This window comes from Pseudomonas sp. B21128 (assembly GCF_044218865.1).
Taxonomy (GTDB): domain Bacteria; phylum Pseudomonadota; class Gammaproteobacteria; order Pseudomonadales; family Pseudomonadaceae; genus Aquipseudomonas; species Aquipseudomonas iridis.
In genome coordinates, this window is sequence record NZ_CP162590.1 from 562918 (window position 1) to 578323 (window position 15406).

General features: G+C 59.1%; 15 protein-coding genes and 1 pseudogene. 9 read left to right on the plus strand and 7 right to left on the minus strand.

What is annotated here, in order from left to right; all coding sequences use genetic code 11:
• Positions 1-15 precede the first annotated feature (15 nt).
• Both AB4P91_RS02480 and AB4P91_RS02485 read left to right on the plus strand, forming a co-directional pair.
• Positions 16-234, plus strand: a pseudogene (locus tag AB4P91_RS02480) (LysR family transcriptional regulator); the annotation flags it as partial.
• A 91-nt stretch (positions 235-325) separates the two neighbouring features.
• The gene (locus AB4P91_RS02485; protein ID WP_150594072.1) at positions 326-859 is read left to right on the plus strand and encodes a bacterioferritin; all 534 of its coding nucleotides are present in this window, start codon (positions 326-328) and stop codon (positions 857-859) included.
• A gap of 117 nt (positions 860-976) precedes the next feature.
• On the opposite strand, the gene AB4P91_RS02490 is transcribed toward AB4P91_RS02485, so the two are convergent.
• On the minus strand, positions 977-3052 hold the full coding sequence (locus AB4P91_RS02490) for an AsmA family protein (RefSeq protein ID WP_150596090.1): 2076 nt from the start codon (positions 3050-3052) through the stop codon (positions 977-979).
• Positions 3053-3437: 385 nt separating this feature from the next.
• On the opposite strand from AB4P91_RS02490, the gene AB4P91_RS02495 reads away from it, so the two are divergent.
• From AB4P91_RS02495 to AB4P91_RS02525, 7 genes are all read left to right on the plus strand, one after another.
• A complete protein-coding gene (locus AB4P91_RS02495) occupies positions 3438-3857 on the plus strand; it encodes a hypothetical protein (protein WP_042557425.1) in 420 nt (139 codons plus the stop codon).
• A gap of 170 nt (positions 3858-4027) precedes the next feature.
• Complete coding sequence (locus tag AB4P91_RS02500; protein WP_042557424.1) at positions 4028-4660, plus strand: TetR family transcriptional regulator; 633 nt, start codon at positions 4028-4030, stop codon at positions 4658-4660.
• Positions 4661-4961: 301 nt separating this feature from the next.
• Positions 4962-5462 (plus strand): urease accessory protein UreE, encoded by a 501-nt coding sequence (gene ureE, locus AB4P91_RS02505; protein WP_150594070.1) that lies wholly within the window; start codon positions 4962-4964, stop codon positions 5460-5462.
• Positions 5459-6133, plus strand: a complete 675-nt coding sequence (locus AB4P91_RS02510) for an urease accessory protein UreF (protein ID WP_150596089.1) — start codon at positions 5459-5461, stop codon at positions 6131-6133. Before ureE ends, AB4P91_RS02510 begins: the two co-directional genes overlap by 4 nt.
• Before the next feature lie 37 nt (positions 6134-6170).
• Entirely contained in the window at positions 6171-6785 is a 615-nt protein-coding gene (gene ureG, locus AB4P91_RS02515; protein ID WP_150594068.1) for an urease accessory protein UreG, read from the plus strand.
• Between the two features lie 27 nt (positions 6786-6812).
• Positions 6813-7385: a HupE/UreJ family protein gene (locus tag AB4P91_RS02520; RefSeq protein ID WP_150594067.1), complete on the plus strand. Its 573-nt coding sequence runs from the start codon at positions 6813-6815 to the stop codon at positions 7383-7385.
• Between the two features lie 201 nt (positions 7386-7586).
• Positions 7587-8720, plus strand: a complete 1134-nt coding sequence (locus tag AB4P91_RS02525) for an AGE family epimerase/isomerase (protein ID WP_395604264.1) — start codon at positions 7587-7589, stop codon at positions 8718-8720.
• Between the two features lie 122 nt (positions 8721-8842).
• Here the strand turns inward: AB4P91_RS02525 and AB4P91_RS02530 are convergent, their stop codons facing one another.
• From AB4P91_RS02530 to AB4P91_RS02555, 6 genes are all read right to left on the minus strand, one after another.
• Positions 8843-9748: a cation diffusion facilitator family transporter gene (locus AB4P91_RS02530; RefSeq protein WP_150594065.1), complete on the minus strand. Its 906-nt coding sequence runs from the start codon at positions 9746-9748 to the stop codon at positions 8843-8845.
• Positions 9749-9947: 199 nt separating this feature from the next.
• Positions 9948-10712: an SDR family oxidoreductase gene (locus AB4P91_RS02535; protein WP_150596087.1), complete on the minus strand. Its 765-nt coding sequence runs from the start codon at positions 10710-10712 to the stop codon at positions 9948-9950.
• An 838-nt stretch (positions 10713-11550) separates the two neighbouring features.
• Entirely contained in the window at positions 11551-12267 is a 717-nt protein-coding gene (locus tag AB4P91_RS02540; RefSeq protein WP_150594063.1) for an ABC transporter ATP-binding protein, read from the minus strand.
• The gene (locus tag AB4P91_RS02545) at positions 12264-13136 is read right to left on the minus strand and encodes an ABC transporter ATP-binding protein (RefSeq protein ID WP_150594062.1); all 873 of its coding nucleotides are present in this window, start codon (positions 13134-13136) and stop codon (positions 12264-12266) included. The genes AB4P91_RS02540 and AB4P91_RS02545 overlap by 4 nt, the downstream gene beginning before the upstream one ends.
• Entirely contained in the window at positions 13133-14434 is a 1302-nt protein-coding gene (livM, locus tag AB4P91_RS02550; RefSeq protein ID WP_150594061.1) for a high-affinity branched-chain amino acid ABC transporter permease LivM, read from the minus strand. The genes AB4P91_RS02545 and livM overlap by 4 nt, the downstream gene beginning before the upstream one ends.
• Positions 14435-14437: 3 nt before the next feature.
• On the minus strand, positions 14438-15352 hold the full coding sequence (locus AB4P91_RS02555) for a branched-chain amino acid ABC transporter permease (protein WP_042557415.1): 915 nt from the start codon (positions 15350-15352) through the stop codon (positions 14438-14440).
• Positions 15353-15406: the final 54 nt, after the last annotated feature.

Genomic DNA, 15406 nt, shown 5'->3' on the forward strand with positions numbered 1-15406 from the left:
GACCCCGCAAATCCGGTCTCGCTAAGCATTGCCAGTGCTTTGCTGGTGCCCTTTCAAGTCGAAGGGCAAGTCGACGGTGCCGGCTACAGCGCACGGTGTGTGCCGGGGCGCGAGCGGCATCCGCCGGTGCGGGCGTTTTTTGCGTGGTTGCAGGAAGAGGCACTTTTGTCAGGGCTGGCACCAAGGTCACAGCCTTTGGCAACGCACACAGGGCAAGCCGTGCAAATCTCATAAAACTTTTTGCATCGCGTATGACTCACAACCTGGGTAGGCGATCGCGCCTGTAGAGCGTGGCGCCAATCGGATTAGCCTCCAGGAGACTGAAATGAGCGACGACCTGCATCTGTCTGATGTCCAAACCCTGCGCGAACGTGCGCGCCAACACGTCGAGAACGGCGCCGTAACTGAAAGCTACAGCGCCAACCGTGAAGAGGTGCTGCGCTTGCTCAACGAATCGCTGGCCACTGAACTGGTCTGCGTTTTGCGCTACAAACGTCACTACTTCATGGCCAGCGGTCTGAAGGCCAGCACCGCCGCCGATGAGTTTCTCGAACACGCCAAGCAGGAAAGCGAACACGCTGACCGACTGGCCGAGCGCATTGTGCAATTGGGCGGCGAACCGGAGTTCAATCCGGACATGCTGTCGAAAATGTCCCACGCACAATATGTAGCCGGCAACAATTTGAAGGAGATGGTCTACGAAGACCTGGTGGCCGAGCGGATCGCGATTGATAGTTACCGCGAGATCATTCAGTACATCGGCGAAAAAGACCCGACCACCCGCCGCATCTTCGAAGACATCCTCGCGCAGGAAGAAGAGCATGCGGATGACATGGCCGACATTCTGAAAGATCTGTAAACCTTCAAAATCGCCTTCGCGAGCAGTCTCGCTCCCACAGTTGACCGCATTCCTTCAGAGGGATGCGGTTGAATGTGGGAGCGAGCCTGCTCGCGAAGAGGCGCTTATGGGCACCCGCTATTTTGTCGGTTTTACCGTCACCGGGGCCTTACCGGCCTTCATCTGTTCCAGCAATGGCGCACACTGATTCGGCTCGCCGCCGCTCGGCGCCACCAACGCCAGCAGCCCCGCCGCCGGCGCCGCAATCACTCCCAACGCCACCATCCCCGCGCCGCGCAATAACAGCGGGACGGGTTTAACACCAGCGTCGGGTTTAATGAACTTGCCGCGTACATACAGCGGCGAACGCAGCGAGATCAAACGCCAGCCCTTGGATTCTGGCGTCACCGTCAGGTCCAGTTGCTCGGTCGCCATGTTCGCCGTGCCGTCGATATAGATGATGGCGTTCTCGGTATCGAAGACAAACAGCCGCGTGGACGCCAAACCCGTCTTGATATCGAAGTCCGCCGCCGCGCAGTTGATCTTCACTTCTTTGTCGCCAAAGATTTTGCCGACCACGTAGTTGCCGACGTTGAGACCTGCAAGCTCCATCAATTCGCGACTGATCGCGCCGTCATTGATCAGCATCTTCAGGCTGCCGTTCGCGCCGCCCAGCAGTTTCGCTACCGAATTACCGCGCCCACTGATATTGGCGTCGCCATTGAGCTCGCCGAAACTGGTTTTCATCGGTTCGAAGGTCGGGAACAACTGCTTGAGTTTGAACCCGCGCGCCGTCAACTTGGCCCGGCCTTCAAGCGGCTCGGTGCGCCCATTCAGGCGAATTTGCGCATCGAGCTTGCCGCCAGCGACGCCGAAGCGCAGCGGCTCCAGACTGAGTTCGCCGTCGTTGAGGATGAGATGGGTATAGAGGTCGGTGAACGGCAGTTCTTCACTGTGGACAATACGTTTGCCGGTGAACTCGACATCGGCGTCCATCGCGCGCCAGCGGTCGGTTTTGAATTCGTCCACTGGCAGGACTTTGTCTGCCGGTTGCTTGCTCTGTGCACTGCCAGTTTTTGGCTTCTCGTTCGAATCGGCACCGATCAACGGCCCGAGGTCAGCAAACAGCAATTGGTTGGACACCAGCGCGCCGCTGAGCTTGGGCCGAGGCTGGCTGGCAACGTAAATCAGGTCGCCATGGATGTCGCTGCTGCCGATCTTGCCGTTGAATTGTTCATAGGTGAATTTCGCGCCGGCGTCATCGTGCAACTTGGCGATGAGATGACCATCGGTGGCGTACGGCGGCGTGTCCGGCAGAGTCACTCCGGTCAGCGGATAGAGGTTACCAAGGCTGTCACCGGCCAGTTTCAGGCGCAGGTCGAGGGCGCCGAGGTTGAGCGGGTCGGTCAGGGTGCCGGCCAGTTCAATGCGGGTATCGCCGATGTTCGCCTGGGCCTGCAGCGGGAACGGTTTGCTCGAATCCTGCAAGGCCAGCAGCCCGCCGATTTTGCCCTGACCACTGAGATTCTGGCCGTGATACTGACCTTTCACCTTTAATGCAAAAGCGTAATCCTGCGGCGCGCCGACCTTGTCCTGCGTGGTTTTCGCCGCTTTGTCGCCGACGATATCGCTGTAAGGAATCGGCTTGCCCAATGGATCGATCAGCACATCAAGGTGGGTCCTCAAGGTCTGATCATCAAGCGTGACATGGCCTTTGTCGAACTTGATGGCCCCGATATCAACAACCCAGTTGGACGGCTCGGCATTCGGATCCTTGGGATCGAACTTGAACGTCCAGTTGGCGCGGCCGTCGGCCAGGCGTTGCAACTCGGCGTTGGGTTCGGTCAGGTCGATGCGCGGGATCACCACCCGTTGCGCCAGCAAGGCCAACGGCGAAATACGCAACTCGACGCGCTTGAGCGTGACCATCTGCGGCTGCTTCGACCAGTCCGGGTTGCCCAGGCTCAAATCCTCGGCGACCACATGCGGCCAAGGCACCCAGGCGCGCCAGCCGCCTTCATCCGGCTCGCGCTGCCAGATCACCGCGAGGTTGCCGTTGATGGCAAACGGTCGGTGCAGTTCTTCCGAGACTTTGGCGTTGAGCGGCGGTTTGATCCGGTTCCAGTCGAAGAACACGATGATCAGCACCAGTACGGCCAGAAGCAGTACGAGGGTGGCGAAGGTCCAGCTTAAGATTTTTCCAGTGCGCGTCATGCACAAAACTCCTGATCACGACCGCACGCCCAATCCACGGCGCACAGCTGAAACGGCGGGCCAAAGCGGCCCCTATGAAATCTGTGACTGGCAAAAGGCCCGCAGGTTTAATCGAAAGACCGATTAAGACGCAAAAAGCCGCGCCTAATCCGACTGATCGGTCAAGCAACGTTACCGCCACCCGCACTTTTACGAGGCGCGAGTGGGTCGAAAATACCCACTGCGGTGCAAAAGCATGCCTCTGAAAGGCTTGATCTAGAGCCTCCGGCCAGAACAATCAATTCTGTTGATTATTACCATTGCGTTTATGAACTTTTATATCGACTTATCGAGAGTAGCATTGCCCTCGTACCCACTTTATCGCCCCCCCAAGGAGCAACCCATCATGAAACGCCAATTACTACTGAGTCTTACCCTTTCGATGCTAGCCAGCACTGCCTTCGCTCTGCCCGCTGCCGAACAAGCCACTCCACAAGTCAAAGACAGTCACTCGGTGTTCAGCCAAACCCTGGCCGAAGATGGCTATGACAAAACCCCACAAGGTCAGACCTTGGCTGAAGATGGCTACGACAAAACTCCACAAGGTCAACTTGCCGAGAACGGTCGCAATCGTCTGGAAGAAAAAGGTCTGGTTGAAGACGGCTACGACAACACCCCACAAGGCCAGGCTGTCGCTGAAAACGGTCGCAATCGCCTGGAAGAAAAAGGTCTGGTCGAAGACGGCTATGACAAAACCCCACAAGGCCAAGCGCTTGCCGAAGGTGGTGGTGACCGTGTGATCGAACGCAACAGCGCTGTGAGCTGAGCCCATGGCGGCCCTGAAAAAAAGCCCAATCCCCGGATTGGGCTTTTGCCTTTTTAGCCGCAGCCCTTGATAAGTCGCCATTTCCCCGCTACCTGCCCCGCTGCCGTTCGACGCCGATAAAGCCGATTTGCTAGAGTGCGGCGCTTGTCCTGCCAAAGAACACACCTGCGATGCTGCCCCGCGCCGAACAGAAGCAACAGACCCGCAACGCCCTGATGGACGCTGCCCGCCACTTGATGGAAAGCGGCCGAGGATTCGGCAGCCTGAGCCTGCGCGAAGTGACGAAGACCGCCGGCATCGTGCCCACCGGTTTCTATCGGCATTTTGCCGATATGGACGAACTCGGTCTGGTGCTGGTCAGCGAAGTGGGCCAGACCTTCCGCGAAACCATCCGCTTGGTGCGCCATAACGAATTCGTCATGGGCGGCATCATCGATGCGTCGGTGCGGATCTTCCTCGATGTGGTCAGCGCCAACCGTTCGCAGTTCCTGTTTCTGGCGCGCGAGCAGTACGGTGGTTCGCTGCCGGTGCGTCAGGCGATTGGCCGTCTGCGCGAAAACATCAGTTCCGACCTCGCGGCCGACCTGACGATGATGCCCAAGCTTCAGCATCTGGACGCTGACGGCCTGAGCGTGATGGCCGATCTGATCGTCAAATCGGTGTTCGCCACCCTGCCGGACATCATTGACCCGCCAGCCGACGCCTTGCCCGAGCATTTGACGCCGCAGGCGAAGATCACGCAGCAGTTGCGCTTCATCTTTATCGGGCTCAAGCACTGGCAAGGGTTGGGCAGTACCGAATAAATCACCTCTTTTCCTTATCACAACCCAGTCCCTGTGGGAGCGAGCTTGCTCGCGAAAGCGATCTGTCATTCAACATCAATGTTGACCAGAAAGCCGCCTTCGCGAGCTAGCTCGCTCCCACAATGGCTCAGCGTTGGCGCCGCAAATTGGTGCATGTAAAAAACTTCATGCACCAAAACGCTTCAAATCCCCGCAACATCCTGCAACACCCTCTACGATCCTTCAGGGATTTCCTACATATCGTCCGATTGGCAAGCCCCTTGCTCTAGCCTGAGTATTGTCCACTGCTGGAAGCTTTCCGATGTTGGTGATTCATCGCAGAATCGACCCTCAACCCGTCTGGGCCGCCGAGTTGCACCTGACCTTCGAAGCCCGCAGCAAGAGCCGTTTGCGCTGTTTCAGTGCCGAGAACGAAGACGTCGGGTTGTTTTTGGAGCGCGGTCAGCCGCCTCTGTATGACGGCGAATGCCTACAGGCCGAGGACGGGCGCATCGTGCGTGTCTGCGCCCGCGCCGAACAACTGCTGCACGTCACCTGCGCCAATGCCTTCGAACTGACCCGCGCCGCGTATCACCTGGGCAATCGCCACGTCGCCCTGCAAGTCGGCGATGGCTGGCTGCGCTTGCTCGACGACTACGTGCTCAAAGCCATGCTGGAACAACTCGGTGCGCAGGTCGAAGCGCTTGAAGCCCCGTTCCAACCGGAACACGGCGCCTACGGCGGCGGCCATCACCATTCGCGGCACGGCGACGAAGATTTCAACTACGCGCCAAAACTGCACCAGTTCGGCGTTCGTTCATGAACCCAGCCTGGGCGCTGCTGCGCCTGGCCAGTCCGCAATTGCCGATTGGCGGCTACAGCTATTCGCAAGGCCTGGAAATGGCTGTGGATAACGGCCGCGTGAACAACCCGGACAGCGCCCGCCGCTGGATCAGCGATCAGTTGCTGCTCAATCTCGCCCGTTTCGAAGCGCCGCTGCTGCTTGCTCATTGCCAGGCAGCCGCCGAGGAACACTGGGGCGAACTGCAGCACATCTGCGAAACCCACCGTGCCAGCCGCGAGACTCGCGAGTTGCACCTGGAAAGTCGGCAGATGGGTTACTCGCTGCAGCAGTTGCTCAACGGCTTGCCAGAACTCGACGCGCCAGCGCGCAGCTTTCTCGAGCAATGCGCCGAACCGCATCTGGCGCTCGGCTGGGCACTGGCTGCACGCGCCTGGGGTATCAGCCCCCAAGACGCCCTCGCCGCGTGGCTGTGGAGCTGGCTGGAAAACCAGCTCGCCGTGCTGATGAAAACCTTGCCGCTGGGCCAGCAAGCCGCCCAGCGCCTGACCAGCGAATTGCTGCCGCTGCTGCAACAGGCGCAGCAAGACGCGACCCACATCAAACCCGAACACATGGGCAGCGCCGCGTTCGGCCTGTCCCTGACGTGCATGGCCCATGAGCGCCAGTACAGCCGTCTGTTTCGTTCCTAGGGCCCGTCATTTTGGGCATTTATTTTGGAGAAGCCGTATGAACACACAACCTTTGCGTATCGGTATCGGCGGCCCGGTCGGTTCCGGTAAAACCGCGCTGACCCTGGCCCTGTGCCTCGCCTTGCGCGAGCGCTACAACCTTGCCGTGGTCACCAACGACATCTACACCCGCGAAGACGCCGATTTTCTGGTGCGCAACGAAGCGCTGGCACCGGAGCGGATCATCGGTGTGGAAACCGGCGGCTGCCCGCACACGGCCATCCGCGAAGACGCCTCGATCAACCTCGAAGCGGTCGATCAGTTGAACCGGCGATTTCCGGGGCTGGACCTGATTCTGGTGGAGTCCGGCGGCGACAACCTGTCGGCGACGTTCAGCCCGGAACTGTCTGACCTGACCATCTACGTGATCGACGTCTCGGCCGGCGACAAGTTGCCGCGCAAGGGCGGGCCGGGCATCTGCAAATCTGACCTGCTGGTGATCAACAAGATCGACCTGGCGCCGCTGGTCGGCGCCTCGCTGGAAATGATGGATAGCGACACCAAGCGCATGCGCAACGGCAAGCCGTTCGTGTTCAGCAACCAGAAAACCGGTCAGGGGCTGGACGCAATCATCGCCTTCATCGAACGCCAGGGCTTGCTGACCGCAGCCTGATTCACTTATCAACAAGGAAGCTTATCCATGACACTCAAACGTATTCTCGGCGCCGTTGCGCTGCTGCTGACCCCGGCACTGGCCTTCGCACATCCGGGTCACGGCGACAGCGGCTTGGTCGCGGGCATCAGCCACCCGATTGGCGGTCTCGACCACTTGTTGGCGATGGTCGCCGTCGGCTTGTGGGCCGCTCAGCAACAAGGCGCGGCGCGCTGGGCGCTGCCGTGCACCTTTGTTGGCACCATGCTGATCGGCGGCATGCTCGGTTTTGAAGGGCTGGAACTGCCGGCGCTGGAAAGCGGGATCGCCGCATCGGTGCTGGCGCTGGGCCTGGCCGTGGCACTGGCGGTGCGTCCGCCGTTGGTAATGGCGGTAGCGGCGACGGCGCTGTTTGCGTTGTTCCATGGTGTCGCGCATGGCCTTGAGTTACCGGAGATGAGCAGCCCTTGGGCGTATGCGGCAGGTTTTGTAGCTGCGACTGCTGCACTGCATGCCGCCGGTTATGGCGTGGTGCGCGTGTTGCCGCAAGCGGCGGCGCCGTTGGTGCGATTGGCGGGTGCGGCTTCGGCAATGACCGGGGCGTGGTTGCTGGCGGGCTAACGTCTCTTGTTTGAACTGGCCCCTTCGCGAGCAAGCTCGCTCCCACAGGTGATCCAAGTCGTTCACAACTGTTGTGTTCGGCGCAATTCCAATGTGGGAGCGAGCTTGCTCGCGAAGGCGGCCGATCAGACACCGCATCGCTCAGGTCGGTCTCTCTGCTACCATGTCGCGCAATCGCCCCAGCCGTGACGACGTCCGCCAATGCCCCATGCTTCCCGCTCCAAATCCCTGCCTGAATTGACCGCCCTGTTCAGCGAGGTGCAGCAGCACTTCGTCAACGTGATCGTGCCGCTCTGGGAAGGCCCGGGCTGGAATGCCGACATGGCACTGCCCTACGAAGCACTCGACGCCGCGCACCAGCCCTTGCCAGCGCAACGTTATCGGGCGATGGCCTGTGCACGGCAGCTGTATCTGTTTTCCAGCCTGATCGGCGTCGTGGATAACGCCGAAGAGCGTGCGGCCGCGCTGTTCCGTTCTCTGCAACGCCACTTCCACGATGCCGAGCACGGCGGCTGGTTCTACAGCATCGATGCGCAGGGCAAACCGCTGGATCAGCGCAAGGATCTCTACACCCACGCGTTCATCCTGTTTGCCTGCGCGCATTACTGGCAAAAATCCCGCGAGCCGCTGGTGGAATCGACGTTGAACGCCGCGCTGGAAGTCATCGGTCAGCGATTCGCCACCGGCGATGGCCTGTACGAAGCGTGCCTGGACCGCGACTGGATGACGTTGCAAACCGGCCCGCTGCAAAACCCGCTGATGCACCTGGCCGAAGCCTTCCTCGCCACTCTGCACGTGCGCCAGGACAGCGCGACGCAACAGGCGCTGCTTGAGTTATGCACAGCCATGCACAAGCGTTTCATCGACCCGCAACATGGCGTGTTGATGGAAAAACCGTTGGGCGCTGTGGATAACTGGTATGAGCCCGGGCACCAGTTCGAATGGTATTTCCTGCTGCAATCGTCAGATCTGTTGCGAGAATCGAAACTGCATCGCGCGTTGGACAAGGCCTTTGCCTTCACCGAGCAATTCGGCGTGGAGCAGCCGTCCGGTGCGGTGCGCGCAATGCTTGATCTGGAAATGGACGGACGTCCAAAAGATTCAACCCAGCGCATCTGGGCGCAGGCCGAATACCTGCGTGCGCTGACCTTGCGCCCCGACAGCGAAGCCGTGGTGCTGCATCAATTGCAGGCATTGCAACAGCGCTTTCTGCATGCCGGTGGCTGGCATGAGTGCCGCGATGAGCAGGGCGAAGTCAGCCGCAAGGACATGCCTTCCACCACGCCCTATCACTTGGCGACGTGCTATCGCGGGCTGGCTGAATATCTTCACTGATTTGAACATTGCCTTCGCGAGCAAGCTCGCTCCCACATTGGATTCGCGCCGAACACACTCTTTGTGAACGGCGCAGATCACCTGTGGGAGCGAGCTTGCTCGCGTACGGCGTTACACGGTATCTAGGCAATCCATTTCTTGTCGCCCGTGAAGCTGATGGTCAACCATCGCGCCGCATCCGGTTTGCCCAGCTTCGCGGAAATCTCTTCACGCAGCGCATCGAGTTGCCCGACGTGCTCCAGTCGGTAATCCACCGGCAACACCACATGAATCTCGATAAACCGCGCCCGCCCGTGCTTCTGCACGTAGGACACGTAATCGTCGAAACCATGCTCGGCCTTCGCCGCGTCCATCACCTGGCGCACGTGGTCATTCAGCGTGTCCGGTGCAATGCCAAGCACATCGCGTAATGCCGGGCCGAGGATCTTGAAGGCCGGTGTCAGCATGGTCAGGGCCAGTACGATCAGGATCAGCGGATCGACGTAAACCGCCCATTCGCCATAGCCCTGGGACTTGAGCAGCAACGCCGTGAGGAAACTGATCAACAGGCCCACAGAAAGCATCGCGTCCACCAGCCAACTGATGTTGTCGAACTGGATCAGACTGGATTTGAGCTTGCGATTGCGCCGACGCACGTAGAAGAAGTACGCGAACTCGACCACGGTAAACACGGCGGCATAGATGATCACCAGACCCAACTCAATGTCCCGGCCACCGTCGATGATGCCGAACACACCGTTGAGAAACGCGTAGATGGCAATCAACAGCAGGAAACTGCCTTCAATCAGCAGCACCATGGGTTCCAGATGCCAGAAGCCGAACTGGAAACGGTGATTGCTTTGCTTGGCGATCAGCTTGGCAGTGATCAGCATCAGTACTTTGATGAAGGTTGCGATCAGCGAGAAAAAACCATCGAACAGGATGGATTGGGAACCTGAAACAAAACCGGTGACGATCCCGGCAATCGACACGGCGAACATCAGGATGGTCGATTGTTTGAGCAGCGACTGCTCACCTCGGTTACTCACGTAGCCTCCTCTGAAAACCTTGAAAACCGCGGGGTGCGGTGGGGTTGCTGGGAGAGGAGTCTACCTTATCGGGATTTATTGCCTGTTTTGGCCCATCGCTGGCAACTCAGCCCCCACAGGTATCGAGTCGGTCACAAGATTATGTCTAGGCCGAAGACCCTGTGGGAGCTGGCTTGCCAGCGATGGTCATTACGCGGTCTTAAGCCTTGTTCCGCTCGATGGCAAAGCCGGCCCAGGTCTGGCTCACCGGCATCAATTCCAGGCTATTGATGTTGATATGCGCCGGCGCATTCATCACCCAGAAAATCGTCTCGGCGATGTCCTGCGGCTGGATCGGCTCGGCCCCGGCGTAGGTGGCGTTGTACCGTTCCTGATCACCGGCGAAACGCACCAGCGAGAATTCGCTCTCGCACAGCCCCGGCTCAATGTTGCTGACGCGCACGCCGGTGCCCTGCAAGTCGCAGCGCAGGTTCAGCGAAAACTGCTTAACAAACGCTTTGGTCGCGCCGTAGATATGGCTGCCAGGGTACGGATAGTTGCCGGCGATGGAGCCGAGGTTGACGATACCAGCGCCACGACCATGGGCGATCAGGCGCGGCAACAGCAAGCGAGTGGCGTACATCAGGCCTTTGACGTTGGTGTCGACCATGGTGTCCCAATCATCCAGATCGCATTTCGGCGCAGGGTCCACGCCCAGCGCCAGGCCCGCGTTATTGATAAGGCCACGCAGTGTGGCGAACGATGGAGGCAGGTTGGCAATCGCCTCCTCCATCGCCTTGCGATCGCGCACATCAAGCACCAGGCCATGCACTTCCGTCTGCTTGGACAACTCAGCGCAAAGGGCGTTGAGGCGTTCTTCACGACGACCGGTTAGCACCAGTTTCCAGCCAGCCTCGGCAAAACGACGGGCGCAAGCTTCACCAAAACCGGACGTCGCGCCGGTGATAAAAAGGGTGTTGGACATCGTGTTCTCCTTGCTTCGACCGCGAGGGCAGCCATTGGAATAGAAAATCAGCAGGCAGCATGCCCGGCCACGCAAGCACGGGCAACACCCGCTCGCTGTATAAAAAACAAACAATCGTTCCGACGCCATAGCCAGCGTGGCCTGTAGCCATGTGCACGCATGTTATCCACAGTCCCTTCCACAGTTTCCGGGGGCAAGTGGAAGCGCGCAAAGCCGCGCCACACAAGGCTTTGCGGGCGGAATGGAAAGTTTTTTGCTTGACCACGGAGCGCTACCTGTGCGGGACATGGCATTTTGCACGACAGGTCGGTTGGAGCAGTGATTGCGCGAGGCCAGTAATTACGGCCCTTAGCGGGGTCTTTCCAGAGTTTAATCACAGACTTATCCACAGCCTTACACCCATCAAAACTGCGGCGATGCAGTCCCCACAAAAAGGTTGACAAAGACGTCTGCCACGTCAGCAAAAACGCCTGATCAAAAAACAACCACACGCCTGAGAGCCACGGATCTAAAGGGTTTCAGCCAGCTACTCCCACGTTATTCACAGCCAGCTCCACAGTAAACGGGGACAAGTCAAAACTGTGGAAAAACAGCCATTTGCAGCGTCTATATGTCGCGCTTTGGCAGGTAGCGGAATTTGTTTTCCACAATTTCATCAGAGTGCACCAATGAACCTGTGGGAGCTGGCTTGCCAGCGATGGGGGAGTCACTGACAACACCCTGGCTGGATGGTGAACCGCTATCGCTGGCAAGCCAGCTCCCACCGGGATTGGGGTGCATCGCAGGGATAAAAAAGCCCCGAGGCTCGCGCGTCGGGGCTTGTGCATAACGATGAAACTCAGTGCCCGCCCAGATAGGCGTTACGCACCTCCTCGTTCACCAGCAACTCCTTACCGGTGCCCGTCAGGCGAATCTCGCCGTTGACCATCACGTACGCGCGATCCGACAGCTTCAACGCATGGTTGGCGTTCTGCTCGACGAGGAAGATCGTCATGCCGGTTTTGGCCAGTTCCCGCAGGGTCGCGAAGATCTGCTTCACCACAATCGGCGCCAGACCCAGGCTCGGTTCATCGAGCAGCAACAGCTTGGGTCGGCTCATCAATGCGCGAGCAATGGCGAGCATCTGCTGTTCACCGCCGGACATGGTCATCGCCCGCTGCGTGCGCCGCTCTTCAAGCCGTGGGAACAGCTCGAACATGCGCTGCATATCCTCTTTGGCATACTTGTCGCCAATCGGGATGGTGCCCATCAACAGGTTTTCCTCGACGGTCATGTCAGGGAACACCCGCCGTCCTTCCGGCGACTGCGCAATGCCGTTGGAGGCGATGTAGTGCGAGGACTTGTGGGTAATGTCGACGCCTTGATAAATGATCTGCCCATTCGCCGCCCGGGGCTGGCCAAAGATCGACATCAGCAATGTTGATTTACCCGCGCCATTGGAGCCGATCAGGCTGACGGTTTCCCCTTCATTGATCTGCAACGAAACGCCTTTGAGTGCCTGGATCGGGCCGTAGAACACGTCCAGGTTTTTCAGTTCGAGGATCGGTTGGCTCATACCAGCTCCTCTTCATCCGCGCCCAGGTAGGCGGCAATCACTTTCGGGTCGTTACGGATGGCTTCAGGTCCCCCCTCAGCGATAACGATGCCGTGGTCCAGCACCACGATGTGGTCGGAAATGCTCATTACCATGCCCATGTCGTGTTCGATCAGCACCACGGTCAGATCATGCTCGTCGCGCAGCAGCCGGATCATTGCGCTCAGTGCTTCGGTTTCCTGAGGGTTGAGGCCAGCGGCCGGTTCGTCGAGGCAGATGATCTGCGGCCGCGTGCACATGGCCCGGGCGATCTCCAGACGGCGTTGCTGGCCGTACGAGAGCTCACCGGCGAGACGGTTGGCGCAGTCGACCAGATCGACCACTTCCAGCCAGTAGAACGCACAGTCCAGCGCGTCGCTTTCGGCTTTGCGATAGCCTTTGGTGTTAAGGATGCCGGCGAGCATGTTGCGGTTGACCCACATGTGCTGGGCCACCAGCAGGTTTTCCAGCACGGACATTTCCTTGAACAGACGAATGTTCTGGAAGGTACGAGCCAGGCCTGCGCGGTTCACCAGATGGGTGCCGCCGAACATCTTGTAGTACATCCGGCTGAGAAAGCTTTTCGGCGAAACGAAGTCGGTCGGTTTGAACGACTCACCCAATAGCTGGATGACGTTGGTCTGCCGGCCGCGCACGTTGAGTTCGATCTTGCCGCCGGACGCCTTGTAGAAACCGGTCAGGCAGTTGAACACCGTGGTCTTGCCGGCACCGTTGGGGCCGATCAGGGCGAAGATCGAGTTGCGTTTGACCTTCAGGCTGACATCGCTCAACGCCTTGATGCCACCGAAATGCATCATCAGTTTTTCAACAGAGAGTACGACTTCACTCATGGCGCAGTCCTCTCGTAGTGAATGGCACCTTTGCGTGGTTTGACCCCGGTACGGCTGATGCGAATCAACCCGCGTGGTCGCCAGATCATCATCAACACCATCAGAATGCCGAACAGCAGCACGCGATACTCAGCAAAGCCGCGCAGCAGTTCCGGGGCGACGGTCAGCACAAACGCTGCAATCACCACGCCGATGGTCGAGCCCATGCCGCCGAGGACGACGATGGCGAGGATCAGGGCCGATTCGAAGAACGTAAACGAGGTCGGGTTGACGAAGCCTTGATAAGTGGCGAAGAACACACCCGCCAGACCCGCCGTCGACGCGCCGATGGTGAAGGCCGAGAGCTTGACCAGTACGTGGTTGAGGCCCATCGAGCGGCAGGCGATTTCATCTTCACGCAAGGCTTCCCAAGCGCGACCGACCGGCATCTTCACCAGTCGATGCTTGATGTACAGCACCGCCAGCACGACCAGGAACAGCACCGCGTAGATGAAGTAGTACTTCACGTCCGGGTTGTAGGCGATACCGAAGTACTCATGAAACGGCACCCCGCCATCCTTCGCTCGTTTGCCAAACTCCAGGCCGAAGAACGTCGGCAGCGGCGCCGCCATGCCGTTCGGGCCACCCGTGAGGGACAGCCAGTTGTTGAGCACCAGACGAATGATCTCCCCGAAGCCCAGGGTCACGATCGCCAGATAGTCGCCATGCAGGCGCAGCACCGGGAAACCGAGGATGCAGCCGGCAAGGCCAGCGGTGATCGCCGCCAGCGGCAGCACCGTCCAGAAACCCAGACCGAGATATTGATAACCGAGCGCCAGGCCGTAGGCACCGATGGCGTAGAACGCCACGTAACCGAGGTCGAGCAGACCGGCAAGGCCAACCACAATGTTCAGCCCCAGCCCCAACAGCACGTAGATCAACCCGAGGATGACCACGCCCAGCAAGTACGAGTTGGAGAAGAACGGTACGGCCACGGCCAGCACAATCATCAGCGGGATGATCCAGCGCAGCCGGGATTTGTAGTCCGGTGGCAATACATGCACGCCAGACCCGGTGCTCTCGAATCCGTCGAGAATCTTCAGGCCCTTGGGCGTTTGCAGGAACAGGCTGAGGGCAAAGCGGCCAGCCATGACGATGGCAATGATCCACGCCACGCGGGTCACTTCCAGGTTGAAGCTGTAACCGTCGAGCACGACACCGACGATAGGTCCGAAAACGATCAGGGCAATCAGACCGGCGAGAATCGCCTCGACCAGGCTCTTTTTGATATCAATGGATTTTTCAGTGGTTGCAGACATCGCTTACACCTTCGACACAAGAGGACGGCCCAACAGGCCCTGCGGCCGGAAGACCAGAACAAGTACGAGCAGCGAGAAGCTGAACACGTCTTTGTAGTCGGAGTTGACCAGGCCGGAGAACAGCGACTCGGAGATGCCGAGGATGATCCCGCCCAACATGGCGCCGGGCAGCGAACCGATCCCGCCGAGTACCGCTGCGGTGAACGCCTTGATGCCGATGATGAAGCCGGCGTAGAAGTCGAAGGTGCCGTAGTTCATGGTGATCAGCACACCAGCGAGTGCAGCCATGGCAGCACCGATGATGAACACGTAGGAAATCACCCGGTCGGTGTTGATTCCCAGGATCGAGGCCATCTTGCGGTCTTGCTGAGTGGCGCGGCACATGCGGCCGAGCTTGGTGTACTTGATGATGTAGGTCAGCAGCCCCATGCCGACGAATGCGGCCACCAGAATGAAGACTTTGGTGTAGGTCAGTTGTACGAAGCCGGTACCGACTTCAACCCGCCATGCACCGGTGAGCAGCGTCGGAACACCCTGCTGTTTGGCGCCTTGGGCGATCTGTGCGTAGTTTTGCAGGATCAGCGAAATACCGATGGCGCTGATCAGCGGCGCCAGCCGTGTGGAGTTACGCAGGGGTTTGTAGGCAACACGCTCGATGACCCAGCCATACACCGCCGTGACGACGATGGTGAAAATCAGGGTGCCGAGCATCAGCAGAGGGAAAGATTCGATACCGAAGTAAGCCAGCAGAGCCAGACTGATTGCCGCCAGGTAAGCGGAAATCATGTAAACCTCGCCGTGGGCGAAGTTGATCATGCCGATGATGCCGTAGACCATTGTGTAGCCGATGGCGATCAGGCCATAGACCGACCCGAGGGTCAGGCCGTTGACCAGTTGCTGCAGGAAAATACCATCCATAACGCAATCTCACGCAGTGAGAACCTGCACATCGTTGATGTGCGGTTCTTCTAG

Coding starts and splice junctions, on each gene's coding strand:
- AB4P91_RS02485 (WP_150594072.1), top strand. CDS start 326: ATGAGCGACGACCTGCATCTGTCTGATGTCCAAACCCTGCGCGAACGT.
- AB4P91_RS02490 (WP_150596090.1), bottom strand. CDS start 3,052: ATGACGCGCACTGGAAAAATCTTAAGCTGGACCTTCGCCACCCTCGTA.
- AB4P91_RS02495 (WP_042557425.1), top strand. CDS start 3,438: ATGAAACGCCAATTACTACTGAGTCTTACCCTTTCGATGCTAGCCAGC.
- AB4P91_RS02500 (WP_042557424.1), top strand. CDS start 4,028: ATGCTGCCCCGCGCCGAACAGAAGCAACAGACCCGCAACGCCCTGATG.
- ureE (WP_150594070.1), top strand. CDS start 4,962: ATGTTGGTGATTCATCGCAGAATCGACCCTCAACCCGTCTGGGCCGCC.
- AB4P91_RS02510 (WP_150596089.1), top strand. CDS start 5,459: ATGAACCCAGCCTGGGCGCTGCTGCGCCTGGCCAGTCCGCAATTGCCG.
- ureG (WP_150594068.1), top strand. CDS start 6,171: ATGAACACACAACCTTTGCGTATCGGTATCGGCGGCCCGGTCGGTTCC.
- AB4P91_RS02520 (WP_150594067.1), top strand. CDS start 6,813: ATGACACTCAAACGTATTCTCGGCGCCGTTGCGCTGCTGCTGACCCCG.
- AB4P91_RS02525 (WP_395604264.1), top strand. CDS start 7,587: ATGCCCCATGCTTCCCGCTCCAAATCCCTGCCTGAATTGACCGCCCTG.
- AB4P91_RS02535 (WP_150596087.1), bottom strand. CDS start 10,712: ATGTCCAACACCCTTTTTATCACCGGCGCGACGTCCGGTTTTGGTGAA.
- AB4P91_RS02540 (WP_150594063.1), bottom strand. CDS start 12,267: ATGAGCCAACCGATCCTCGAACTGAAAAACCTGGACGTGTTCTACGGC.
- AB4P91_RS02545 (WP_150594062.1), bottom strand. CDS start 13,136: ATGAGTGAAGTCGTACTCTCTGTTGAAAAACTGATGATGCATTTCGGT.
- livM (WP_150594061.1), bottom strand. CDS start 14,434: ATGTCTGCAACCACTGAAAAATCCATTGATATCAAAAAGAGCCTGGTC.
- AB4P91_RS02555 (WP_042557415.1), bottom strand. CDS start 15,352: ATGGATGGTATTTTCCTGCAGCAACTGGTCAACGGCCTGACCCTCGGG.